General features: G+C 60.2%; 12 protein-coding genes and 9 pseudogenes. 11 read left to right on the plus strand and 10 right to left on the minus strand.

All coding sequences use genetic code 11. The features are described from left to right. Window positions 1–39 precede the first annotated feature (39 nt). Together JWR98_RS12685 and JWR98_RS12690 are read right to left on the minus strand one after the other, a co-directional pair. The gene (locus tag JWR98_RS12685) at window positions 40–2430 is read right to left on the minus strand and encodes a S8/S53 family peptidase (RefSeq protein ID WP_205490202.1); all 2391 of its coding nucleotides are present in this window, start codon (window positions 2428–2430) and stop codon (window positions 40–42) included. A gap of 205 nt (window positions 2431–2635) precedes the next feature. Beyond that, a complete protein-coding gene (locus JWR98_RS12690; RefSeq protein WP_078732982.1) occupies window positions 2636–3715 on the minus strand; it encodes an ABC transporter substrate-binding protein in 1080 nt (359 codons plus the stop codon). 423 nt (window positions 3716–4138) lie between these two features. Here JWR98_RS12690 and JWR98_RS12695 point away from each other — a divergent pair, with 423 nt between their 5' ends. Next, window positions 4139–5797: a nitrite/sulfite reductase gene (locus JWR98_RS12695; RefSeq protein WP_003190712.1), complete on the plus strand. Its 1659-nt coding sequence runs from the start codon at window positions 4139–4141 to the stop codon at window positions 5795–5797. Then, window positions 5781–6275 (plus strand): DUF934 domain-containing protein, encoded by a 495-nt coding sequence (locus tag JWR98_RS12700; protein WP_078732930.1) that lies wholly within the window; start codon window positions 5781–5783, stop codon window positions 6273–6275. The genes JWR98_RS12695 and JWR98_RS12700 overlap by 17 nt, the downstream gene beginning before the upstream one ends. 53 nt (window positions 6276–6328) lie before the next feature. Here the strand turns inward: JWR98_RS12700 and JWR98_RS12705 are convergent, their stop codons facing one another. Further along, on the minus strand, window positions 6329–6739 hold the full coding sequence (locus JWR98_RS12705) for a MerR family transcriptional regulator (protein ID WP_205490204.1): 411 nt from the start codon (window positions 6737–6739) through the stop codon (window positions 6329–6331). A gap of 71 nt (window positions 6740–6810) precedes the next feature. Between JWR98_RS12705 and JWR98_RS12710 the strand changes: the two genes are divergently transcribed. After that, window positions 6811–8043: an NADH:flavin oxidoreductase/NADH oxidase family protein gene (locus JWR98_RS12710; RefSeq protein WP_205490206.1), complete on the plus strand. Its 1233-nt coding sequence runs from the start codon at window positions 6811–6813 to the stop codon at window positions 8041–8043. A 77-nt stretch (window positions 8044–8120) separates the two neighbouring features. Beyond that, complete coding sequence (poxB, locus tag JWR98_RS12715) at window positions 8121–9845, plus strand: ubiquinone-dependent pyruvate dehydrogenase (RefSeq protein ID WP_205490208.1); 1725 nt, start codon at window positions 8121–8123, stop codon at window positions 9843–9845. A gap of 48 nt (window positions 9846–9893) precedes the next feature. On the opposite strand, the pseudogene JWR98_RS12720 reads toward poxB, so the two are convergent. Further along, a pseudogene (locus JWR98_RS12720) lies at window positions 9894–10450 on the minus strand (NADPH-dependent FMN reductase). Between the two features lie 229 nt (window positions 10451–10679). On the opposite strand from JWR98_RS12720, the gene JWR98_RS12725 reads away from it, so the two are divergent. Next, on the plus strand, window positions 10680–10916 hold the full coding sequence (locus JWR98_RS12725) for a hypothetical protein (RefSeq protein WP_042944582.1): 237 nt from the start codon (window positions 10680–10682) through the stop codon (window positions 10914–10916). A 61-nt stretch (window positions 10917–10977) separates the two neighbouring features. Here JWR98_RS12725 and JWR98_RS12730 read toward each other — a convergent pair whose 3' ends face one another. Next, the gene (locus JWR98_RS12730; protein WP_205490209.1) at window positions 10978–11316 is read right to left on the minus strand and encodes a hypothetical protein; all 339 of its coding nucleotides are present in this window, start codon (window positions 11314–11316) and stop codon (window positions 10978–10980) included. A 181-nt stretch (window positions 11317–11497) separates the two neighbouring features. Here JWR98_RS12730 and JWR98_RS12735 point away from each other — a divergent pair. Continuing rightward, window positions 11498–12390 (plus strand): annotated as a pseudogene (locus JWR98_RS12735) (LysR substrate-binding domain-containing protein). On the opposite strand, the pseudogene JWR98_RS12740 reads toward JWR98_RS12735, so the two are convergent. From JWR98_RS12740 to JWR98_RS12760, 5 genes and pseudogenes are all read right to left on the minus strand, one after another. Beyond that, window positions 12387–12955, minus strand: a pseudogene (locus JWR98_RS12740) (GNAT family N-acetyltransferase). The pseudogenes JWR98_RS12735 and JWR98_RS12740 sit on opposite strands and share 4 nt — an antisense overlap. A 20-nt stretch (window positions 12956–12975) precedes the next feature. Beyond that, window positions 12976–15230 (minus strand): annotated as a pseudogene (locus JWR98_RS12745) (Orn/Lys/Arg family decarboxylase). 195 nt (window positions 15231–15425) lie between these two features. Next, a pseudogene (gene dnaQ, locus JWR98_RS12750) lies at window positions 15426–16165 on the minus strand (DNA polymerase III subunit epsilon). Between the two features lie 65 nt (window positions 16166–16230). Continuing rightward, window positions 16231–16682 (minus strand): annotated as a pseudogene (gene rnhA / locus JWR98_RS12755) (ribonuclease HI). Window positions 16683–16728: 46 nt separating this feature from the next. Continuing rightward, on the minus strand, window positions 16729–17487 hold the full coding sequence (locus JWR98_RS12760) for a class I SAM-dependent methyltransferase (RefSeq protein ID WP_078732922.1): 759 nt from the start codon (window positions 17485–17487) through the stop codon (window positions 16729–16731). Between the two features lie 65 nt (window positions 17488–17552). On the opposite strand from JWR98_RS12760, the gene gloB reads away from it, so the two are divergent. The 5 genes and pseudogenes from gloB (at window position 17553) to JWR98_RS12785 (ending at window position 24822) form a co-directional block, all read left to right on the plus strand. After that, window positions 17553–18320 (plus strand): hydroxyacylglutathione hydrolase, encoded by a 768-nt coding sequence (gloB, locus tag JWR98_RS12765; protein WP_078732921.1) that lies wholly within the window; start codon window positions 17553–17555, stop codon window positions 18318–18320. 98 nt (window positions 18321–18418) lie between these two features. Then, window positions 18419–19818 (plus strand): annotated as a pseudogene (locus JWR98_RS12770) (lytic transglycosylase domain-containing protein). Window positions 19819–20086: 268 nt separating this feature from the next. Further along, window positions 20087–21914: pseudogene (locus JWR98_RS12775) on the plus strand (extracellular solute-binding protein). Further along, complete coding sequence (locus JWR98_RS12780; protein WP_078732918.1) at window positions 21911–23749, plus strand: extracellular solute-binding protein; 1839 nt, start codon at window positions 21911–21913, stop codon at window positions 23747–23749. Before JWR98_RS12775 ends, JWR98_RS12780 begins: the two are co-directional and overlap by 4 nt. After that, window positions 23750–24822, plus strand: a pseudogene (locus JWR98_RS12785) (microcin C ABC transporter permease YejB). Window position 24823: the final 1 nt, after the last annotated feature.

Consider the following 24823-nt stretch of genomic DNA (forward strand, 5'->3'; position numbering starts at 1 on the left):
CCCTTTCACGGTTGCGCTGAAAGGGGCCGGTTGCGGTGTCTACTGGCGGCACGGGCCGATACGTTTCCAGGGTTTGAAACTGCTTGTCAGCGTAAAATGCGCGTCAGGCTGATGCCCTTGCGTCAATTCGACGACCTCGTAGTTGAACCCGGCGTAAGACACGCGCGTACCCAACGTCTCGTAGAGTGTGCGGCTGTTCCAGAGGGGCGCGCATGCCTCGGCGTCTTCGCCTGGCGTCCCCTCAACGGGTGTCTGTGTCTTGATGGTCACCATTTTGCTCAACAGCGTGCCGTGTTGCGACCGGGAGATCTGGGTCGGCGGCAACAATGGGTCGACGGTTGCCAGCATTTGCACCTGGACCTGGGTGCCCGGTTCAAGCGTGGCGGGTACCGTAAAGCTGATGGCGTGTTGGGCCGGCAGCACCGCCGTGCCCTCCTTGAGGCCGTGGAATAAAGCCGGGGCTTTCCAGTAGTAGTGAATCTTTTGTCCGGTGGCAAACGCATCCTGGATCCTGCCGTTCATACTCACGACCTGACCGGGTTTGAGTTCATCCGGTACGTTCCAGGTCCCGGTGTAGCGCGTCACCATGGGTGGTACCGTCAAACGCTTGGACCAGGTGTCCGTAGCGCCCTGACTGTTGCGCGCGGTCAGCGTGATCGTGCGCTCCCGCGCCTTGAGCCCACTGCTCCAGTCGACGTCCAGTGTCAGTGGATTCACGCGGATGGCGGTTTGAGCGACAAGCGGGCTCTCGACCTCGCTCCACTGGTAGGTGACATCCGTCGCGCCCGGCGGGTTCATGATCGCTCGGTAGTTCCATGTGCGTCCGTAGTAGGGGCGTTCCAAACCGAGGATGCGCTTGATGCCGAACGCAGGCGCGGGTTCAGCGGGAAAGCCGCGAGCATACTCCGCCAGCATCTTGTCGACCGCGGCTTTCACATCCGGCTGCTTGCCCATTGGCTGGTTGGCATCATGCCCAGGCAAATCGTGCCCGGTTTCCTTCAATAAACGGCGCATGATACTGGGGGGCACGGCGCCCAGTCCTTTGGCGAAAGCAATGCTCTGAATCTGCGCCACGGCACCGGCCACGATATAACCGGAAAAACGATAATTCAGGGCTTCGTCGCTGTCGTAGCGCGAATAAGTGGCATGTGTGCCGCCTGCCGTATAACTGGCATAGGGAATATGCGTGGCCCACGTCGTGAGGTCTATCCTGCTGCCATAGTTGGCCGCCAATGTCGCGCCCGTCTTCGGGTTGACGCTGCCGACATAGATCGCGCCGTCGTCATTACGGGTCCGGTCGAACAAACCATTGAAGTCCGGATGATCCAGATTCATTGGGGTGGCCGGATTGCGGCTACTCTTGATGCCGCCGGAGGCATTGACAATTACGTGAACCTTCAACTCCTGAGTGAGGTATTCAATACTCCGCTGCGTATTTTCATACCCCGCCGAAGGCAATTGGCACGTGTCGGTGGACACCGCCGTAGGGCTTGCCTTGGGGCAGACATCCCCTGGATAAGGGGAAAAATCCGCAAAGCGGGTGGTGGTGGGGCTGAACGTCGGGTCAACCACCAGCACGTCGCCAGCACGCAGGTTCAGTTTTTGCAGATCATAGATCGAAGCGAACGACGCAGCGGTGGCGGCTAATTGAGCGTGCGGGACAATGCCCACCACGCCCGACTGGTTATCTTTCGCCGCGATGATACCCGCCGCCGCCGTCGCATCGTTACTGACCGCATAGTAGGTACTGCAACTCAGCCTGCGTGGGCCGTCGATCGGTGAAAACGCCAATGAGGGCAAGTCCACATGGCTACGATTCCAGAAACCATCGCTGGCGATCACCACGCGGGCGTTCTCGCCCTGGCTGCCGGGCAGCATGCGGACCGCGTCCGAGTTGATCCCACCCAGCACATAGCCGGAGTTCGCAACAGGGCCTTTCTTGTAGAGTGCATCAAGCCCGGCTTCAGAGCGTACGCCAAGCCCGGCCTTGATGGGTGAGCCGGAGTCTTTCTCGACGTTTGCTTCAATCGTCTCCATGTACGCAGATGTCACCAGCGGGTTGTTCAAGGCGCGGTCCAGAAGTACCTTTTGCTGGGCTTGTGGTTTAGCGCTTACGTCCATGGTGAACGTCTGCGCATCTGCATAAGGCGCGTCACGCCCTGTCGGGTCCTTCGCTTGTTGCGTCAATAAAGAGTCAATGTCGGACGCCATCTTGCGCAACGCATCCAATGATCGTTTAACGCCTGGATCCGTAGCCGACTGTTGTCTCAACTCGGACAAGTCATTCTTGAGTTGAAGAACAATAATTTTCCCTCTGTCTGCGGCTTGAACACTTCCCAGCGACGCCAGTACCAGAATAACCAACCCTGCTCGGATTAAGGAAACGCCAAGGCGCTCCCTCTGCCGGAAGGCCTTTATGAACGTAACCATGATGGTTTACCTGTGTAGATAGACTGTTTGGGTGGAGAACTTTTACTTCTCAGTTCAACAGTACCTACGATGGACAACTGGCCAACCGCTGACGCTGCATGGCGCAACCAGTAATCACACATTCAAATCGAGGAGAACAACTTTGATACAGCGCGCAATTTCGTAGTGCTGTAGAGCATAGAACAGGATTAAACCCTACGCCTGTTCAACGCATTAACAGTTTCAAGCTGAACGGGTAACGATAACCCTCCGGCTTGGCCACCGCCGACAAGGCCTTGAAATCAACGCGGTAGTTTTGCCTGGCTTGCAAGTCCAGCAAACGTCGAGCCTGGGCCGGGTCAAGCAGCTCGAACAGCGCCACCTCAGCGTCGCCCTCACGATGGCGGCTTACATCAACGCCCCTGGCATCATCATGGATCAGCACCATGGCCCAGCCCCCCAAGGTAAAATGCCCGGCGACCAGGCTTGATACGCGCCCTTCCAGACGCGCCTGCAGAATCTGCGGCGAGCTGTTGATCGCACTGAACAGGATGTCCTTGCCCGGAAACCGCCCGCTGTCCTCAAGTGCCTGCATGGCACCCAGCGCCATCTGATCATTGGCCGACCACACCAACGCGGTCTGCCGATAGCGCTTGAACAGCTGGGTGGCTTGTTCAAAGGCGCGTTCACGGGTCCACTCGCCATAGACCAACTGACGCAAGCGCACCTCGGGATGCTCAGCCAGCGCTCGGCGCAAGCCTTGTTCACGCAGTTGCGCGCTCGGGGTGGTCTTGACCCCGGAAAAAGCCAACAAATCGAGGGATTCGCCCGGCGCCACAGAGCCATGCTGGCGCAACAGATCGATAAGCATCAGGTAGCCGGCCTGTTCGTCGTCGGCAACCAGGCTGCCGATGACATCAACGTCGCCCTGCGCTCCCAATATATGCCTCTGGTCGGACGTCAATGCGTTGTTAACGAGCAGTAACTTGACCCCGCGGCCTTGAGCCATGCGCAGGATTTGTGGTGCCACATACTGCTCGTTGACCAGCACCAGATAATCGGGTCGCTGGCTGCCCTGCAGCGCTTCGCGCGCCTGGGCAAGGGTGTTTTGGGTATCGCGCTCGGCATAGCGCACACGCAAATCCAGGCCGAGGTCCTTGGCGGCGGCCTGCATGAATTGCGTGTAGCTGACCCAAAAGGTTTCCGTGGACAGGCCTGGGTTGAGAAACACCACCGATGTCGCGTGGGCCATCGGCCCGCACGCCATCCCCAACCAGCACATGCACGTCACTAGAGCCTTCAACATTGTCGCCTGAGCCTTGATCATCAGGTGGCTATCACAATGGCAGCACGCCAGCCAATCGAGGCTCAATCAACGTTCTTTATTGGTGACTGACCCAGAACACCGCCGTGCCCACTACCAGAATAATCAGAAACAGAATGGCCCAGGCGTCCACGGTGCTGTCGGGTTTACGGGCTTTAGTCGGATTGCTCATCGCATCGCCTCTTGTCGGTTTTATAGGTGATTGCCCTAAGACTCGAACACAGTAAAGACCACACTTGCCCCCAGGACAAATGTGGTTATCTCAAGAATCAGTCTCATTAGTCGTTTTGGTTATTTGCATATACTCAAACATCACTTTTGCGCATAAACGCAAACTGGTATCGTGCGCCGGCTCCGTTGGGAGTGCGCGGCCGTGCGCGCAGATTTGCCGAGAACAGGACCTATATGTACGTATACGACGAATACGATCAGCGCATCATCGAGGACCGCGTCAAGCAGTTCCGTGATCAGACCCGACGCTATCTGGCAGGTGAACTGAGCGAAGAAGAGTTCCGCCCTCTGCGCCTGCAAAATGGCCTTTATGTTCAGCGCTTTGCGCCGATGTTGCGGGTGGCCGTGCCCTATGGCCAACTGACTTCGCGCCAGACCCGCATGATGGCCAAAATTGCCCGCGACTTCGACAAAGGCTACGCCCACATCAGTACCCGCCAGAACGTGCAGTTCAACTGGCCGGCGCTGGAAGACGTGCCGGATATCCTGGCCGAACTGGCGACCGTGCAGATGCACGCCATTCAGACCAGCGGTAACTGCCTGCGCAACGTGACCACCGACCAATTCGCCGGGGTTGCCGCCGACGAACTGATCGACCCACGCCCCTGGTGCGAAATCGTGCGTCAATGGACCACCTTCCACCCGGAATTCGCCTACCTGCCGCGCAAGTTCAAGATCGCCATCAACGGCTCGACCTCGGACCGTGCGGCCATCGAAGTTCACGACATCGGCCTGGAGCCGGTGTACAACGCCGCAGGCGAGTTGGGCTTCCGTGTGCTGGTGGGTGGTGGTCTGGGCCGTACGCCGGTGGTGGGCGCGTTTATCAACGAGTTCCTGCCGTGGCAGGACCTGTTGAGCTATCTCGACGCAATCCTGCGGGTCTACAACCGCTACGGCCGTCGTGACAACAAATACAAGGCCCGGATCAAGATCCTGGTCAAGGCGCTGACGCCCGAGGTGTTCGCCCAGAAAGTCGACGCCGAGATGGAACACCTGCGCGGTGGCCAGACCACCCTGACCGAAGCCGAAGTGCATCGCGTCGCCAAGCATTTCGTCGACCCCGAGTACAAGGCCCTGAGCAACCAGGACGCCGAGCTCGCCGCACTTGACCAGCAGCACCCTGGCTTCGCCCGTTGGCGCACGCGCAATACCCTGGCGCACAAAAAACCGGGTTATGTGGCGGTGACCCTGTCGCTCAAGCCCACCGGTGTCGCCCCTGGCGACATCACCGACAAGCAGCTGGACGCCGTCGCCGACCTGGCCGAGCGTTACAGCTTCGGCCAACTGCGCACCTCCCACGAACAGAACATCATTCTCGCGGACGTGGAGCAGAGCCAACTGTTCACCCTGTGGGGCGAGCTGCGCGAAGGCGGTTTCGCCACGCCGAACATCGGCCTGTTGACCGACATCATCTGCTGCCCGGGTGGCGATTTCTGCTCCCTGGCCAACGCCAAGTCGATCCCGATCGCCGAATCGATCCAGCGCCGTTTCGACGACCTGGACTACCTGTTCGACATCGGCGAGCTGGACCTGAACATCTCCGGTTGCATGAACGCCTGTGGTCACCACCATGTCGGCCACATCGGCATCCTGGGCGTGGACAAGAAAGGCGAAGAATTCTACCAAGTGTCCCTGGGTGGCAGCGCCAGCCGCGACGCGAGCCTGGGCAAGATCCTCGGCCCGTCCTTCGCCCAGGAAGCCATGCCGGAGGTGATCGGCAAACTGATCGATGTGTACATCGAACAGCGCACCGAAGATGAGCGTTTCATTGACACCTACCAGCGCATCGGCATTGACCTGTTCAAGGAGCGCGTCTATGCAGCGAATCATTAAGAACAACGAAGTCGTCGACGAAACCTGGCACCTGCTGCCCAAGGACGCGAGCTTCGACGGCATCTCCAACTGCGACGACCTGATCGTGCCGTTGGCACTGTGGCGCGAACATGGCCACGCCCTCAAGGCCCGCGACGGCGGCCTGGGCGTGTGGCTGGATGCCGATGAAGAAGCCGAAGAAATCGGTGAAGACGTGGAACATTTCCAAGTCATCGCCCTGAACTTCCCGGCCTTCACCGACGGGCGCAACTATTCCAACGCACGCCTGCTGCGTGACCGCTACGGTTACAAAGGCGAGCTGCGCGCGATTGGCGACGTGCTGCGCGACCAACTGTTCTACCTGCGCCGCTGCGGGTTCGATGCCTTCGCCTTGCGCGCCGACAAAGACCCGTACGAAGCGCTGGAAAGCTTAAAGGACTTCTCGGTGACCTATCAGGCAGCCACCGATGAGCCGTTGCCGCTTTTTCGGCGCCGCTGAGTAATAAATGTGGGAGGGGGCTTGCTCCCTCACACATTGGAATATCAGCACGTTCAGGATTGCGGGTTGAGTTTGATCGACGCCAACATCTGTTTCTGTCCCATGGTGCACGGCACACCTTCCGGCTGCGCCCGTACCGCCTCGATCACGCCTACCAATTGCCCCTTGTTATAGGCCAACTGCGCCTGCATGTCTTCGATCTGCGTCACCTTGCGCTCCAACGCCTCGATCAATTCCTCGCGCTTGTGCTCGCCGGGCGCCGGCATCAACGCCTTGAGTTCCTGCAAGGTAAACCCGGCCTGTTGCGCGCTCTGGATCAACTGCAGAGTCTGTAACGCCTCGGGCGCATAGCGCCGATAGCCGTTGGCCTGGCGCCCCACTTGGCTGATCAGGCCTTGGGCTTCATAAAAGCGGATACGCGACGCCGCCAAACCACTCTGTTTTGCCAGCTCACCGATATTCATCACAACGCCTGTTTGACATTAAAGTTAACTTTAAGCTTAGCCTGAGGCCTCCCCCGCTCAGGAGTCAACCCATGTCACCCTTTGAAGCCCTGCAATTGCCCAACGGCCAAGTCATCTCCAACCGCATCGCCAAGGCCGCGATGGAAGAGAATATGGCGGATATCAATCAGGCGCCGTCGCGCGAACTGATGCAGCTTTACCAAACCTGGGCGGATGGTGAACCCGGCTTGCTGATCACCGGCAACGTGATGATCGACCGTCGCGCGATGACCGGCCCCGGCGGCGTTGCGCTGGAAAATGAGCAGCACCTGGACCGCTTTCGCGAATGGGCCGACGTGGCCCGGGCCAAGGGCGTGCACTTCTGGGTGCAGCTTAGCCATCCCGGACGCCAGACCATGGCCAATCTGGGTCAGCAAGCCCTGGCACCGTCGGCCATTGCCCTCGACCTCGGCAGTTTTTCCAAAATGTTCGCCAAACCCAAGGCCATGACCGAAAGCGAGATCCAGGATGTGATCCAGCGCTTCGCCACCAGTGCGCGCCTGGCCGAGAACGCCGGGTTTACCGGGGTACAGATCCACGGCGCCCACGGCTATTTGCTGAGCCAGTTCCTCTCGCCCTTGAGTAACCACCGTACCGACCGCTGGGGTGGTTCGCTGGAAAACCGTGCGCGGCTGCTGCTGGAAGTGATCCACGCCGTGCGCGCCAACGTCAGCCCATCGTTTTGCGTGGGGCTCAAACTCAATTCGGCGGATTTCCAGCGCGGCGGTTTCGATGAAGCCGATGCGCGCGCGGTAGTGGAAATGCTCAATCCTTTGCCCATCGATTTGCTCGAATTGTCCGGCGGCAGCTATGAAGCCCCAGCGATGCAAGGTGAGGCGCGGGACGGTCGCACCCTGGCCCGTGAAGCGTACTTCCTCGAATTTGCCGCGCAAATGGCCAGTGTCGCCCGCATGCCCCTGATGGTCACCGGTGGCATTCGCCGCCTGCCCATCGTGCAGCAAGTGCTCGACAGCGGTATCGCCATGGCCGGTATCGCCACCGCCCTGACCCTGGAACCGCAACTGATCAGGCACTGGCGCGAAGGCCGCGACCCCGATCCGCAACTCAAACCGATCGACTGGAAACGCAAGCCCCTGGCCTCACTCGCCACCCTGGCCGTGGTGCGCGACCAAATGCGCCGCCTGAGCCGTGGCCGCCAACCCAATGCCAAGGCCGCCCCCTGGCTGGCCCTGGCGTGTGACCAATGGTTTACCGCTCGGCGCACCCGCCAATATCGGGCGGCCATGACACAAACTTCACATTAACAACGGAGCATTCGCCGTGATCGAGCTGTCCCCTATTGATCAGCAGCCTTTAACCTCACTGACGATTGGAGTGCTTCATGGCGAAAATCAACCTGGCCCAGCAATTGGCAACCACCCTTGAACAGGCGGGCATCAAGCGCATCTGGGGCCTGACCGGCGACAGCCTCAACGGCCTCACCGATGCCCTGCGCAGCATGGACAGGATCGAGTGGATGCATGTGCGCCACGAAGAAGTCGCCGCCTTCGCCGCCGGTGCCGAAGCGGCCGCCACGGGCGAACTGACGGTGTGCGCCGGCAGTTGCGGGCCGGGTAACCTGCACTTGATCAATGGTTTGTTCGACTGCCATCGCAACCATGTGCCGGTGCTGGCGATTGCCGCGCAAATCCCATCCTCGGAGATCGGCCTCAACTATTTCCAGGAGACCCATCCCCAGGAGTTGTTCAAGGAGTGCAGCCACTTTATCGAACTGGTGAGCAACCCCGAGCAAATGCCCCAGGTGCTGCACCGCGCCATGCGCTCGGCGATCCTCAATCGCGGCGTGGCGGTGGTGGTGATCCCTGGGGATGTTTCGCTGCTGGAGGTGGAGGACAAGCTCAAGCCCTGGCCCACCCTGCACGCGCCGCGCACCTTGCCGGCAGAGGCGGACCTGGTGCAACTGAGTGAGATCCTCAGCGGCAGTGAGAAAGTCACCCTGTTGTGCGGCAGCGGCTGTGCCGGTGCCCACGCGCAAGTGGTGGCCCTGGCTGACACACTCGGCGCGCCGGTGGTGCATGCCTTGCGCGGCAAGGAACATGTGGAATGGGACAACCCGTTTGACGTCGGCATGACTGGCCTGATCGGCTTCAGCTCCGGCTACCACGCCATGCTCAATTGCGACACGCTGATCATGCTCGGCACCGATTTCCCCTATCGCCAGTTCTACCCTACCGACGCGAAGATCATCCAGATCGACCGCGACCCTCAGGCACTCGGCCGCCGCGCCACACTGGACCTGGGCATTGCCGCCGACGTGAGTGAGACCCTCGACGCCCTGTTGCCGCGCCTGACCCGCCAGAGCGATCGCAGCTTTCTCGACACCTCGTTGAAACACTATGAAAAAGCCCGCCAGGGCCTGGATGACCTGGCGCAACCGTCCAAGGCCAACCGGCCGATTCATCCGCAATATGTGGCGCGATTGCTCAGCGAACTGGCAGACGACGACGCGATTTTCACCGCCGACGTAGGTTCACCCACCGTCTGGGCCGCACGGTATCTGAAGATGAACGGCAAGCGCCGCCTGATCGGGTCGTTCAACCATGGCTCCATGGCCAACGCCATGCCCCAGGCCATCGGCGCACAGGCCGCGTTCCCTGGACGGCAGGTGATTTCCATGTCCGGCGACGGCGGTTTCGCCATGTTGATGGGGGACTTCATCTCACTGGCGCAGCTGAAATTGCCGGTAAAGGTCATCGTGTTCGATAACTCATCCCTGGGCTTTGTCGCCATGGAAATGAAAGCCGCCGGCTATCTGGACACCGGTACCGAGCTGAAAAACCCGGACTTTGCGGCGATGTCCAACGCCATGGGCATCCTCGGTATTCGCGTGGAGCAATCCGAAGACCTGGAGCCGGCCCTGCGCCGCGCCCTGGCCCATGACGGTCCGGTATTGGTGGACGTGGTGACCGCCACCCAGGAACTGGTGATGCCGCCGAGCATCAAGCTGGAACAGGCCAAGGGCTTCAGCCTGTATATGCTCAAGGCGGTGATGAGTGGGCGCGGGGATGAGGTGATTGAGTTGGCTCGGACCAACTGGTTGCGCTGAACCAAACATGTGGGAGGAGCCCCCTCCCACATTGGCCCTCACTCCCCTTCAGCCCTTCTGTTTTTCCACCCATTGGCCGTAGGCATCGATAAATGCCTGCAAGAATGGCTTGGTCTTTTCCGATACCTTGCCGGACTCATCAAACACATTGCCCGCGCCACCCAGGTAGGCTTCCGGCTGCTGCATGCACCACACGTCCAGGAACACCAGGGACTGGCGCAGGTGGTGGTTGGCGCCAAACCCGCCAATCGCACCCGGCGACACGCTGATGATCGCTCCCGGCTTGCCGCTCCAGGCACTTTGCCCGTAAGGGCGCGAACCCACGTCAATCGCATTTTTCAACGGGGCCGGCACGAACGGTTGTATTCCGGGGTCACGAACAGCACCGCGTCGGATGAGCTCACTTGCTTACGGAAAGTACTGTAGGCTGCCGGCGGTGAATCACCGTCGATGTCCTCGTTGTAGAGTGGCAAATCGCCGATTTCCACAATGTTCAACTGCAGATTGGCAGGGGCCAGTTCGGCCAACGCCAGGGCGACCTTGCGGTTGATCGACTGTTTTCTCAAGCTGCCAACCAGGACGGCAATCGTGTAGACCTTGCTCATTGAGGTTTCCCCGATGTCTGACTAAAGGAGCTTGTAGTTATAGAGACTTCGCGGCGGCTTCACCAGAGGGCTTTGAGATTCTCCTCGAGTGTTTGCCTTACAGCACACCGCGTAAGAAACGTCTTAACAAACCAACGAATAGTATTTTTTTTCCGTAGGCAAACTACCTCTCTTTATGACGGTCTACACCACCGTATATCGAGTGTTTATCTCCAGAGGTTCTAAACAGATGGCAGCAGTACTTGTCGGACAGTTCCATGCCAGAGACGCGGAAGGCCGTGTTTATTCAGTGCATGAGTTCCAGGAATCCAACCCGGCGCACGGCGACCTGGCTGGCTCGGCGCCCACCGTTACCTACAAGCTGGCCATTGGCGACCGTGTAGAAAAACTGGAAGGCGATGAGTTCAAACTGATTCAGTCGGGCACTATTCTTGTCCGCGAGTCGCAAACCACCCGCGCGTCATAAGCGCCCGCCTTAACGACCTGCTCAGTCCTGGCCATTGATGGCATTGACTGGGCCGGCGGGATCAAGGGCGACGGATCTCCGTCACTTCCATGCCCTGCTCGCCCTGTTTGAGCGTGACCATCAAGTGCCCCCGCTCGCCTTCTACGGCGTACATCGAGCGCGTATAGCCCGACTTGTCGTAGGCGGGATACGCCTGCACCTGCCTGACCAGCGTGATACCCAGCACCGCCCCCACCTGCTCGGCGACCTGTTCCTGGGAACCGATGAACGCTTCAAGCGCCTGGGTTTGCGGCGTGACTTCGTCTTGATTGCGCAAGAGATAAGCAGCCACACAGCCGACGGTCACCAGGACCACCAGTTGCTTGACCGTTACCCCGAGAAATATCGAGGGTAGACGCATGTGAGACCAGACCTGTTTTTGTTGTAAGTGCCGGCGAACCGGCATTGGTCGTTGATGATCGATGCGTCATTCTAGTGGGGTCGTGGCCGAACGCCAGAGCCGCAGGCGACCTGCGCAGTCTTTTTTGCGCACACGCCCCTGGGCCATTGAATCCCCACCGCACTGCACATAGACTCCGGCCATGCGTTTACGTCATATCGAAGTGATTCAGGCCATCTTGCAGACCGGACACCTCGGCACGGCCGCCGAATGGTTGCAACTTCCCGTGGGCGATGTGGACGCGGCGCTCCAGGAGGCGGAGTTGCAATTGGGCTTCATGCTGTTTGCCAGCGTTCGCGGGCGCTTGCAGGCGACGCGGGAAACCCTGGAGTTGCAGGCGGCAATCGCCCATGTGTATGAAGCACTGGAGCCGGCGCAACGCCTGGCCAGCCGCCTCAAACACCATCATGCCCCGACCTTGCGCGCCCTGTGCACCCCGCCCCTTGCCAATCAACTGTTGCCGCAGAGCATTGCCGTTCTGCGCCGACGCTTCCAGGACACGCCGTGCAACCTGTCGAGCCAGCCAACCCGAGAAATCGTCAGGAGCCTGCTGCTGCATGAGGCGGATGTCGGCTTGAGCCTGCATGACCCGGAACATCCGCAGATCCACAGCCGCGTGCTGGCCCAGGGCAAACTGCAATTGCTCGCCCCCCACGGTTGGCTGAAACCCAGGCAGAAGTACATCGCCTTGCAGGACCTGGCCGGCAATCGATGATCGGGCTCGAAGGCCAGGACCCACTGAGCCGCGCGCTGGATGCCAAACTGCAAGCCTTGCGCCCGCTGCCGGTGGTACAGACGCGGGTGCAGACCTACCAGATGATGCGCAGCATGGTCGAAGCGGGAGAAGGCCTGGCGATTGTCGACCCGTTTACCGCGTTCGGTGCGCGCGAGGCCGGGCTGGACGCCTGCCCGGTGTCACCGCCGTTGACGATCAGCCTGTATGCGCTGACGCTCAAGGAAGGCGTGGCTTCGCCGGCGTTGAATGCACTGTTGGACATCGTCACGCAAAAAGCTGAAAGCCTGTTGGCCGGTTAAGTCTTGTCGACGTCGGTTTTGAACAGCCGATACCAGAAAATCGCTACTTCGCGGGTCTGCGGATCGATGCCGCGATAGCGCAGGTGGTCAATGCCGCCCATTACATAGCCGCAACGCTCATATAAACGGCAGGCTCCCAGGTTATTGTTCTGGGTTTCGAGCATCATGCCCGGCAGGTTTTTCTTGCGACTCCAGAACTGCGCCACGTCCAGCAACGCCTTGGCCACACCGTGCCGGCGCGCGGGCAACACCACGGCCAACTCATCGACATGGGCAAAACCGTTCCAATTGGTGCTCACCACGACATGCCCCACCGGACGATCGTCCAGGTAGGCCATGAAGATCGCACTGTCTGGCGCATCGCGAAAACTGGCGAACTCCTCGGGATCGATCCGTAGCACTTGCGGTACGGCAAGATGCGATCCACAGGCCATTGATCGACCCGCTTCCCCATCTGCGGCTCACTGTAGGCGCTGACCTCGAAGCTGAAGTCATTGCCCCACACATAGGCGTCAAAGCCTTCGTCGGCGACCCGCACACTGAGCCCTGGGTACTTCGGGTTCATTACAGCTTGCATAAACATCCTTAACCTTTAATGCAATCGACGGTGTAACAACGACCACTGCCGTCGTCTTCGTGTTGCAATCCATGAACATCGGCGACAAATCCGGGGAAACTGCTATCGAACGTGCGGGCAAATGCCAGGTAATCGATGATCGACCGCGTCGACTCCGTAAAGCGCTCGCCCGGCATGATCAACGGAATACCCGGCGGATAAGGCACCAGCATCACGGCTGCGATGCGTCCTGGCAAGGCGTCAATGCAAACCGCTTCCACTTCACCCCGTACCAACTGGTCGTACGCGTCGGCCGGTTTCATCGCAATTTCGGGCAGTACGGTGTACATGCGCTTGAGGTGCCTGGCCGTGGCGTTACTGCGATAGCAACTGTGCAACTGGTCGCACAGATCGCGCAGGCCCAGGCCCTGATAGCGCACCGGACCTTGGGCAAACACCGACGGCAGACAACTGGCCAGGCTGGCATTGGCGTCATAGTTGCGCTTGAACTCCAACAGCTCGGTGAGCAAGGTACTCCATTTGCCTTTGGTGATGCCCATGGAAAACAGCACCAGGAAGGAATAGAGACCGGTCTTTTCCACCACCAGCCCACGTTCCCAGAGGAATTTGCTCACCACTGCGGCAGGTATCCCGCGCTCGCTCAAGGCACACCGGCGTTCAGGCCGGGCATCACCAGCGTCACTTTGATCGGGTCCAGCAGTACGTAATCTTCAGCAACATCACCAAAGCCGTGCCAGTCGTCCTGGGGATGCAACAGCCAATCCGCCGTGGCGACGCGGTCGATGCCGGCAACCGACGGCGGCTGCCAGATGGAAAACCACCAGTCCTCGGCGGCGATATGCTGGCGCAGATTGGCCAGGGCGCGGCGAAAGCTCAGGGCCTCATCGAACATTTCCTGCAGCAACGAGCGCCCGGCCGGGCCTTCCATCATGGCCGAGGCCACGTCCAGCGAGGCGATGATGCTGTATTGCGGCGAAGTGGAGATATGCATCATAAACGCTTCGTTGAAACGGTCACGGTCCAGCTGGCGGGCGCCGCCGTCCTGCACATGGATCATCGACGCCTGGCTGAACGCCGCCAACAGCTTGTGGGTGGAATGGGTGGTGAATACCAGCGGGCTGTCCGGGGTGCGCGAGGTGCCCATGCCGTAGCGCCCGGCGAAAAATTCGTGGAACGCCGCATAGGCATACCAGGCTTCGTCGAAGTGCAACACCTCGACACTGTTGCCCAATTGCTGCTTGATCAGCTCGGCGTTGTAGCACAGGCCGTCGTAGGTGGAGTTGGTGACCACCGCCAGCTTCACTTTCGGCGCACGCCCACGGGTCAGGGGGCTTGCATCGATCTTGGCGCGGATCGACTCGGGGCTGAACTCACTCAGGGGTATCGGGCCGATGATGCCCAGCTCGTTGCGTTCCGGGCACAGGTACAACGGAATGGCGCCGGTCATGATGATCGAGTGCAACACCGACTTGTGGCAGTTGCGGTCCACCAGCACCAGGTCATCGCGGCCAACCATCGAGTGCCAGACGATCTTGTTGGCGGTAGACGTGCCATTGATCACGAAGAAGGTGTGGTCGGCGCCGAAGTTGCGCGCAGCGCGGGCTTCAGCTTCGGCCAGAGGCCCGGTGTGGTCCAACAGCGACCCCAGTTCAGGCACCGATACGGATAAATCCGAACGCAGGGTGTTTTCCCCGAAGAACTGGTGAAACGCCTGCCCTACCGGGCTTTTTCGATACGCCACGCCGCCGCCATGGCCTGGGGTGTGCCAGGAATAATTGGAGTCGGCGGTGTGCTGCACCAGGGCCTTGAAGAATGGCGGTAGCAGGCCGTCAAGGTAGGTGCGTGCGGCGCGCGCCACTTGCCGGGCCAGAAACGGCACGGTGTCTTCGAACAGGTAAAGAATGCCGCGCAGTTGATTGAGTTCGCTCATGGCATCGGCCGGCGCGTTCTCCAGGGTGACTTGCTCGCCCAGGGCAAAGATCGGCAGGTTGGGCGCCCGCACCCGTGCCAGGCGGATCAACTCGACCATGTTTTGCAGCAGGTGGGTATTTTCGCCCGCGCCTTCGGCGGCGATCAACATGCAGGCCAGGCCGTGATGGGTGGAAGCGACCAACCGGCCTTCGGCGTAGTCCACCGCGGAAAAGATACTGAAGCCCTCTTGCTCCAGCTCCCGGGCGATACCTCGGACCCGGTCGCCGGCCACCGTGTCGGCCTTGATGTCGCGATGCACGATAAGAACAGGAAACTTCAGGTCTTTGTACATGAGGGCAGGTAGTCCTTGGGGCTATGCACTCAAGGGTAGAAGCTGGGAGCGGATGTGGCGAATGAAGATTTCATCGGCAATGGAGATCGACTGTGGGAGGGGCGGTGCGACGATTCGACTTGCTCCCGATGGCGGTGTGTCAGTCACAGCTGTTTCAACTGACACTCCCACACTTTGATTGGATTCCAACCAGGATTACTGCTGGGTCAGTTGGGTCCACAACGCCGGCGCGCCCGCCGATTTGGCAATCGCTTCCAGCCGTGCCGCATGCTCGGCCATATCCTGCTCGCTGGCGCGAATGATGGTGGTCGGCTTGCGATCAGCCGGCAGGCGGCGGATTTCCGAAGGGCGGTTGCCCGAACCTTCCGCCGAACCGCTACCGTCGGACGCATTACCGGCCAGGGACAGGCTGGTCTGCCCGCCGGTCATGGTCAGGTAAACGTCGGCGAGAATCTCGGAGTCGAGCAAGGCGCCGTGGAGTTCACGGCCGGAGTTGTCGACGCCATACCGCTTGCACAAGGCATCCAGGCTGTTGCGCTGGCCCGGGTGACGCTCACGCGCCATCATCAAGGTATCGAGGATCGAGCAGTGCCTGGAGATGTCCGCGCGATCGGTCTGCCCCATCAGGGCAAATTCGTTATTGATGAAACCGACGTCGAACGCCGCATTATGAATGATCAGTTGGGCGCCGTTGATGAATTCGAAAAACTCATCAGCCACTTCGGCGAAACGCGGCTTGCCCTTGAGGAACTCGTCGGTGATGCCGTGGACGCCGATCGCACCTTCGTCACTGTCGCGGTCCGGTTGCAGGTAGACGTGGAAGTGACGTCCGGTAAGGCGGCGACCCATGAGTTCGACACAGCCGATTTCAATGATCCGGTGGCCGTCGGTCACGGCATGCCGGTGGTTTCGGTATCGAGTACAACAGATCGGATGGCCATCAGGGTTCAGCTCTCAACGGTGTCTTTCAAAGGGCGCGATATTACCACGTGATTCGGCATCAGCTCTGCTTGTAGCCGCGCACTTCATCCACACCACGGTTGGCGAGCTGGTCGGCGCGCTCGTTGCCGGGATGGCCGATGTGGCCGCGCACCCATTTCCAGGTGATGTCGTGGCGATTGCATTGCTCATCGAGCAATTGCCACAGGTCGGCATTCTTGACCGGCTCCTTGGACGCGGTTTTCCAGCCGCGTTTCTTCCAGTTGACCATCCACTCATTGATACCCTTCATCACGTATTGCGAGTCGGTCACCAGCAGCACGTTGCAGCGACGCTTGAGTTCTTCCAGGCCGCGAATGGCGCCCATCAGCTCCATGCGGTTGTTGGTGGTGTTGGCTTCGCCGCCCCACAGTTCCTTCTCGACGCCCTTGCACACCAGCAAGCGCCCCAGCCGCCGGGGCCCGGGTTGCCCTTGCAGGCGCCATCGGTGAAGAGTTCAACGCTATCGGTCATCGGTTACATCCATCAAAACAGGCGGGTCTGAAAATAAAAAGAGCTATTACGGCTGGCTTTGCTTGCGGTTGACCTTGGCCATCGGCATCGGCACCAGCTTGCCCATGGGTTGGCGCGCGACCTGGCGCACCGGCCGCAGCCCGACCACGATCTTGCGCGCCACCAATAGATAGAAGCCGCCGCCCGACAACTGCCAGGCGCCTGCACGGCGCTCCCAGCCGGCCAGGCGGCCCTGCCACGTGGTCGAGGCAAGCGGCGGACGATAGCACCCGAAGCGGCGTTTCTCCAGTGCGAAGCCCAGCAGGTTCAACCAGTCCGCTACCCGCGACGGCGCGATGCAGCGCGCCTGGCGCAGGCCATCATGGGCGAACACATGGCGCAGACCCCATGTGCTCCAGGGGTTGATGCCGACAATCAGCAAATGGCCACCCGGACGTACGCTGCTCGCCGCTTCGCGCAGCAAACCGTGGGGCGACAGGCAGAAATCCAGGCCATGTTGCAACACCACCACATCGGCGGCGTGCTCGCTCAAGGGCCAGGCCTGCTCCTCGCAGACAATCTCCACACCCGGCAACGGTGCGCCCAGGCGCACATTGCGTTGCACCTGGGGCGCAGGCGGCGGCGTCTGCGCGGAGGGGCCGTAATGCACCAGGTAACCACCAAAGAACCGGCCCAGCTCGTCTTCGAGCATGTGCCGTTCCTCTTCCAGCAAAAATTGCCCGATCGGCCCGGACAACCATTCACGGGCTGCGCCGATCAGCGCCAGCCACTCAGGATCGGCCTGGGCGAACGCTTTATCAGTCATTGCATTCTCCAACTCGCCTAGACGTTCTAAGATGCACCAATGTGTTCAGCTTGGCGAATCGAAGAATGATACAGATCAGTGCCCTGCCCGCCTTCACCGATAACTACATCTGGTTGTTACAGGACCCGAAGACCCAACGCTGCGCCGTGGTCGACCCCGGCGATGCCGCACCGGTACTGGCCTGGCTCGAGCAAAACCCTGGATGGACCCTCAGCGACATCCTGGTCACTCACCATCACCACGACCACGTGGGCGGCGTCGAACAACTGAAAAACATTACCGGCGCCAAGGTCTACGGCCCGGCCAATGAAAAGATTCCCGCGCGGGACGTCGCCTTGCACGACCATGATCGCATCACGGTGCTGGGCTGGGATTTCGACGTGCATAGCGTACCCGGCCACACCCTGGGACATATCGCCTTCTATCACCCGGGCGTGCTGTTCTGTGGCGATACCTTGTTCGCCGCCGGCTGCGGTCGCCTGTTCGAAGGCACGCCGGAACAGATGCATGCCTCGCTGACGCGCCTGGCCGCCTTGCCCGCCGACACCTTGGTGTACTGCACCCACGAATACACACAAAGCAATCTCAAATTTGCCCAGACGGTGGAACCGCACAATGCCGATATTGCCGAACGGGTGGAAAACGTCCGCCAACTCAGGGCCCGAGACGAGATGACGTTACCGTCCAACCTGGCCCTGGAATTGCGCACCAACCCCTTTTTACGCACCACTGAAACATCCGTTAAACAAAAAGCGGACGAACGGAATGGCCACGATAACCGCGCTGGGGCCGAGGTGTTTGCTAGCTTGAGGGCCTGGAAAGATAAGTTCTAACGGGACGCAATCTGATACGTAATTTCTGAATGGTTGACCGGAACCGAAGCGCTTTCTAGAATCGCCCGACATTTTTGCCCGGAACTTACTTCCAGCCAATGTCGTCACCTATTCGTAAATCCAACCATTCAGACGCATTGACCCGCCTGGCTCAAGCCGTGGCGGTGGGTGTCTGCGCAACGCTGGCGGGCTGCCAATCGACAAATTTCGCTGCACAATCCACCGTGCAACCCAAACCGAATCTTGCCGCCAAGATCAAGCAAAAACCCATCTGGCTCTCAGAGAAGCCCAGCCCCGAAGTGCCCCAGGATGTCTGGGAACGCATGCGCCGGGGCTTTCAACTGCAGGACAATCTCGGCGTCAACCCGCGCATCGAGCAACAGCGCCTGTGGTTCGCCAGCAACCCATCGTTCCTGGAGAACGCCGGGGAGCGCGGCAGCCTCTACATTCATTACATCGTCGAACGCCTTGAAGAACGCAACATGCCCCTGGAGCTGGCGCTGCTGCCAGTGATTGAAAGTGCCTACAACCCCATGGCCTATTCGCGCAGCGATGCGGTCGCCTGTGGCAATTCATCCCCTCCACCGGGCGCTACTTCAACCTGCGCCAGACCCGCGCCTATGACGGCCGTCGCGACATCACCGCCTCCACCACCGCCGCCCTGGACTACCTGACCCGTCTGCACGATATGTTCAACGGCGACTGGCTGCTGGCGCTGGCCGCCTATAACGCGGGCGAAGGCACCGTGAGCCGAGCCATCGAGCGCAACGAAAAGCTCGGCCTGCCCACCGACTACTGGAACCTGCCGCTGCCCCAGGAAACCAAGGACTACGTGCCCAAGTTCCTGGCACTGTCCCAGGTGGTGCTGGCTCCCGAGGCCTACGGTGTCAACCTGAACCCGATTGCCAACACGCCCTATTTCGAAGTGGTGGAAGTCAAGCAAAGCATGGACCTGTCACGGGTCGCCGCGTTGGCGGAAATCGACGAAGACGAACTGTTCCAGCTCAACCCGGCCCTGAAGCAACGTACCACCTTGGATGGCCCCCAACATCTGTTGGTACCGAGCTCCAAGGCGCAATTGCTCACCAGCACCCTTTCGACGATGAAGCCTGAAGAATTGCTGGCAATGCGCCCTAAAAAACAGGTGTTCGACGAAGTCGAGACTCCACGGGTGGCCGGGCGTACCCGCAGCTACAAGGTGCGCAGCGGCGACAACCTCACGCTGATCGCCAAGGCCAACAAGGTCGACGTGCACGACCTGCAGCGCTGGAACCAGCTCAACGGCCAGGCACTCAAGGTCGGCCAGACCCTGGTGATGCAGGACACGCGCAAGGTAGCCGCCTCCAAACCCGTGCAATACAAGGTCAAGAAAGGCGATTCGCTGTATATCGTCGCCAAGCGTTTCAACGTAGAGATGCAACATCTCAAGCGTTGGAACCCGCGTACCGGCCAGGCGTTGAAGCCGGGGCAGATGCTGGTGGTTTCCGGGCCGCGCTAAGACTTCAAACATAAAGGCAAAGCTTGCATGTGGCGAGGGAACTTGCTCCCGCTGGGCTGCGCGGCAGCCCCAAAACGGGCACCCAGGAGGTAACTGGCTTACCTCATGATATTGGGAGCGCTCCGCGCTCCAGCGGGAGCAGGTTCCCTCGCCACCGCAAGTTCCCTCCCACATTGGATCTACATCATCCCAACTGGCTTTTTCCAACCGGAACAAGCTGTTACTGTACCGATCATAAAGCCCAAGCCGCCTGGATCGGATCTCTGACTTGAAGCGTCCCCTCCTTCTACTAATAAGTCTGGCCTTGAGCTTTTGCGCGAACGCGACGATAACCGAGAGCCATGGTTATACGCAGTTCGGCGTGCTCAAGTACCCGGCCAAATTCACCCATTTCGATTGGGTCAACCCTGCAGCGCCGAAAGGCGGCACGTTGCGGGTCATGGCATTTGGCACCTTCGATACGCTCAACCCCTACACCTTCAAGGCTCGAGCCCGGTTTCCACCCCCAATTTCCTGCAGTACGGCGTCAATGAGCTGAACGAACCGTTGATGGTCGGCACCGGCCAGTACGCACCATCCGGCGATGAGCCAACCTCCAGCTATGGGCTGATCGCCCAGTCGGTGGAATACAGCGAGGACCGCAGCTGGGTGGTGTTCAACCTGCGCCCGCAGGCACGTTTTCACGATGGCAAGCCGATCACCGCCGACGACGTGGCGTTTTCCTACCGCACCCTGCTGACTGAAGGCCACCCGCAGTACCGCACCAACCTGCAAGAAGTCGCGCGGGTGGATGTGCTCGACCCTCACCGCATCCGCTTTGTGTTCAAGCGCGCCGGCAACCCGTTGCTGATCCTGCGCCTGGGCGAGTTGCCGGTGTTGCCTCAGCACTATTGGAAGAACCGCGATTTCAAGGCCACCACCTTTGAACCACCGCTGGGCAGCGGGCCGTACCGCATCAGCAAGGTCACCCCGGGCCGGCAACTGGTGTTCGAACGGGTCAAGGATTATTGGGGCAAGGACCTTCCGGTCAACCAGGGTTTCTATAACTACGACAAGGTCGAAGTGGAGTTCTATCGCGACAGCGACGTGGCTTTCGAAGCCTTCAAGGCCGGCGAGTTCGACATCTACATCGAACACCAGGCCAAGAACTGGGCCAATGGCTACAACTTCCCGGCGGTGAACCGCGGCGAAGTGATCAAGGCGCAGATCGCGCACCAGATCCCGACTCAGAGCCAGGGCCTGTTCATGAACACGCGGCGGCCGACGTTCAGCCAGACCAAAGTGCGCGAAGCCCTGGGGCTGATGTTCGACTTCGAGTGGACCAACCGCACCCTGTTCAGCAACGCCTATAAACGTACCTTGAGCTACTACCCCAACAGTGAATTCTCGGCGACCGGCCTGCCGGTGGGCCACGAATGGCTGATGCTCTCGCCCTACCGTGAGCAGTTGCCGGCCAACCTGTTCACCCAGCCGTTCAGCCTGCCGCAGACCGACGGACGCGGCATCCCCCGCGACACCATGCGTCGCGCGCTGGCGCTGCTCGGCGATGCCGGCTGGAAGCTGTCCGGCCAACGCCTGCTCAACAAGGACGGCCAACCGCTGCGCCTGGAGATATTGCTGGTCAACCCGAACCTGGAGCGCATCCTGCAGCCCTATGTCGAGAACCTGATCAGTATCGGCATCGACGCACGCCTGCGCACCGTCGACCGCGCCCAGTACAAGCAACGCCTGGATCAGTTCGACTTCGACATGATCCTGATGACCCTCAACCAGACCTTGAGCCCCGGCCTTGAGCAGTGGCAGTACTTTCATTCCAGCCAGGCCGCGATCAAGGGCAGCAAGAACTACGCAGGCATCGCCAACCCCATCGTCGACCACCTGCTGGAACAACTGCTGGCGGCGCAGACCCGCGAAGAACAACTGGCCGCCGGCGCGCCCTGGACCGGGTGCTGCTGTGGCAGCACTACAGCATTCCCAACTGGTACCTCAACTATCATCGCTTGGCGTACCGCAACCGGTTCGCCTTTGTCGCCACGCCGCCCTACAGCCTGGGCCTGAGCGCATGGTGGCTGAAAGCTTCGGAGAAAGCCCAATGATGTATTTGCGCAACGCTCTGATCAGCACCTTTTTACTCTGCGGCGCAGCCCAAGCGGCGCCGCAACACGCGCTGACGCTGTACAACGAACCGCCCAAATACCCGGCCAATTTCAAGCACACCGATTACGTCAACCCGGACGCCCCCAAGGGCGGGACGTTTCGCGAATCGAGCCTGGCCGGCTTCGACAGCTTCAACCCGTTTATCAGCAAAGGTGTCCCCGCCGACAATATCGGCCTGATCTACGACACCCTGGCGACCCAAAGCCTGGACGAACCCTTCACCGAATACGGCCTGGTGGCCGGCAAGATCGAAAAAGCCCCGGACAACAGTTGGGTACGCTTTTATCTGCGCCCCGAGGCGCGCTTCCACGACGGCCATCCCATGCGCGCCGACGACGTGGTGTTCAGCTTCCAGACCTTGATCAAGGACGGCACCCCGCTCTACCGCACCTATTACGCGGATATCGACGAAGTGATCGCCGAAGACCCGTTGCGAGTGCTGTTCAAGTTCAAGCGCACCAATAACCGCGAACTGCCGCTGATCCTCGGCCAATTACCGGTGCTGCCTAAACATTGGTGGGCCACACGCGACTTCACCAAGGGCAACCTGGAATTCCCCCTCGGCAGCGGCCCCTACAAAGTGGCGCAGGTCAACGCCGGGCGCTCGGTGCGCTACGAGCGAGTCAAAGATTATTGGGGCAAAGACCTGCCGATCAACAAGGGCCTGTACAATTTCGACCAGCGCATCACTGACTACTATCGCGATGCGACGGTGGCCCTGGAAGCGCTCAAGGCCGGACAGTTCGACTACTGGGCCGAATTCAGTGCGAAGAACTGGGCCAACGCCTACAACGTGCCCGCCGTTGCGCAAGGCCGGCTGATCAAGGAAGAGATCCCCAACGGCAACCCCACCGGCATGCAGGGCTTCGTGTTCAACACGCGCAAGCCCATGTTCCAGGACGTGCGTGTGCGCAAGGCCATCAGCCTGTTGCTGGATTTCGAGTGGAGTAACAAGCAGCTGTTCAACGGTGCCTACACCCGTACCCGCAGCTACTTCGAAAACTCCGACATGGCCGCCACCGGCTTGCCCGGCCCCGACGAGCTGAAAATTCTCGAACCGCTGCGCGACAAGATCCCGCCCCAGGTGTTTACCGAAGCCTTCGAGCCGGCCAAGACCGACGGCAGCGGCATGATCCGCGCCCAGCAGCGCGAGGCGTACCAGTTGCTGCAGGAAGCCGGCTGGAAAATCGTCGACGACAAAATGGTCGACACCACCGGCAAACCGGTGACCGTCGAATTCCTGCTCGCCCAGACCGAGTTCGAGCGCATCCTGCTGCCGTTCAAACGCAACCTCGCCGACCTGGGCATCGACCTGGTGATTCGCCGGGTAGACGTCTCGCAATTCGTCACCCGCCTACGGTCGCGGGATTTCGACATGCTCGTGGGCAGCTTTCCACAATCTTCGTCGCCGGGTAACGAACAGCGCGAATTCTGGAAATCCACCAGCGCCGACAAACCTGGCAGCCGCAATTACATGGGTCTCAAAGACCCGGCCGTCGATCAGCTGGTGGAACAGTTGATCGATTCAGACACCCGCGCCAGCCTGATCGCCCATGCCAGGGCCCTGGACCGCGTGCTGCAATTTGGCTACTACGTGATCCCCAACTGGCATATCAAGACTTTCCGCGTGGCTTACTGGAACAACCTCGGTCATCCAAAGGTGTCACCGCTGTATGACGTCGGCATCTCCACCTGGTGGAGCAAGCCCAACGTGCCGCCGGCAATGGCCCCAGCCCCCCAAACGAGCGCCGACACGGCGAGCGGAGGCGATTAAATGCTGGCTTATATTCTTCGCCGCCTGTTATTGATCATCCCCACGTTGTTCGGAATTTTGCTGATCAACTTCATCATCATCCAGGCGCCCCCGGTGGCCCGGTGGAGCAAATGATCGCCAAGCTCGAAGGCTTTGACGGCGCCACCAGCCGCATCGCCGGTGGCGGTGCCGAAGTGGCGGTGGCCGGCTCCAGCTACCGTGGCGCCCAGGGCCTGGACCCGGCGCTGATCAAGGAAATCGAGAAGATGTACGGCTTCGACAAGTCGGCGCCGGAACGTTTGTGGATCATGGTCAAGAATTACGCCCGGTTGGATTTCGGCGACAGTTTCTTCCGCGACGCCAAGGTCATCGACCTGATCAAGGAAAAGATGCCGGTGTCCATCTCCCTTGGGTTATGGAGCACGCTGATCATGTACCTGGTGTCGATCCCGCTCGGGATCGCCAAAGCCACGCGACACGGCAGCCACTTCGACGTGTGGACCAGTTCGGCGATCATCGTCGGCTACGCGATCCCGGCGTTCCTGTTCGCCATCCTGCTGATCGTGGTGTTTGCCGGCGGCAGTTATTTCGATTGGTTCCCACTGCGCGGGCTCACTTCGAATAACTTCGACGAGCTGAGCTGGGGCGGCAAGATCCTCGACTACTTCTGGCACCTGGCGTTGCCCATCACCGCGCTGGTGATCGGTAACTTCGCGACCATGACGCTGCTGACCAAAAACAGCTTTCTCGACGAGATCAACAAGCAGTACGTGGTCACCGCCAGGGCCAAGGGCCTGACCAACCACCGCGTGCTGTACGGGCATGTGTTCCGCAACGCCATGCTGTTGGTGATCGCCGGTTTCCCCTCGGCCTTTATCGGTATCTTCTTCACCGGCTCCTTGCTGGTGGAAGTGATCTTCTCTCTCGACGGCCTGGGCCTGATGAGCTTTGAAGCGGCGATCAACCGCGATTACCCGGTGGTGTTCGGCACGCTGTTCATCTTCACGCTGCTGGGGTTGATCGTGAAACTGATCGGCGACCTCACCTATACCCTGGTCGATCCGCGCATCGACTTCGCCAGCCGGGAGCATTGAG

This window comes from Pseudomonas lactucae (assembly GCF_016937615.1).
Classification (GTDB): Bacteria; Pseudomonadota; Gammaproteobacteria; order Pseudomonadales; family Pseudomonadaceae; genus Aquipseudomonas; species Aquipseudomonas lactucae.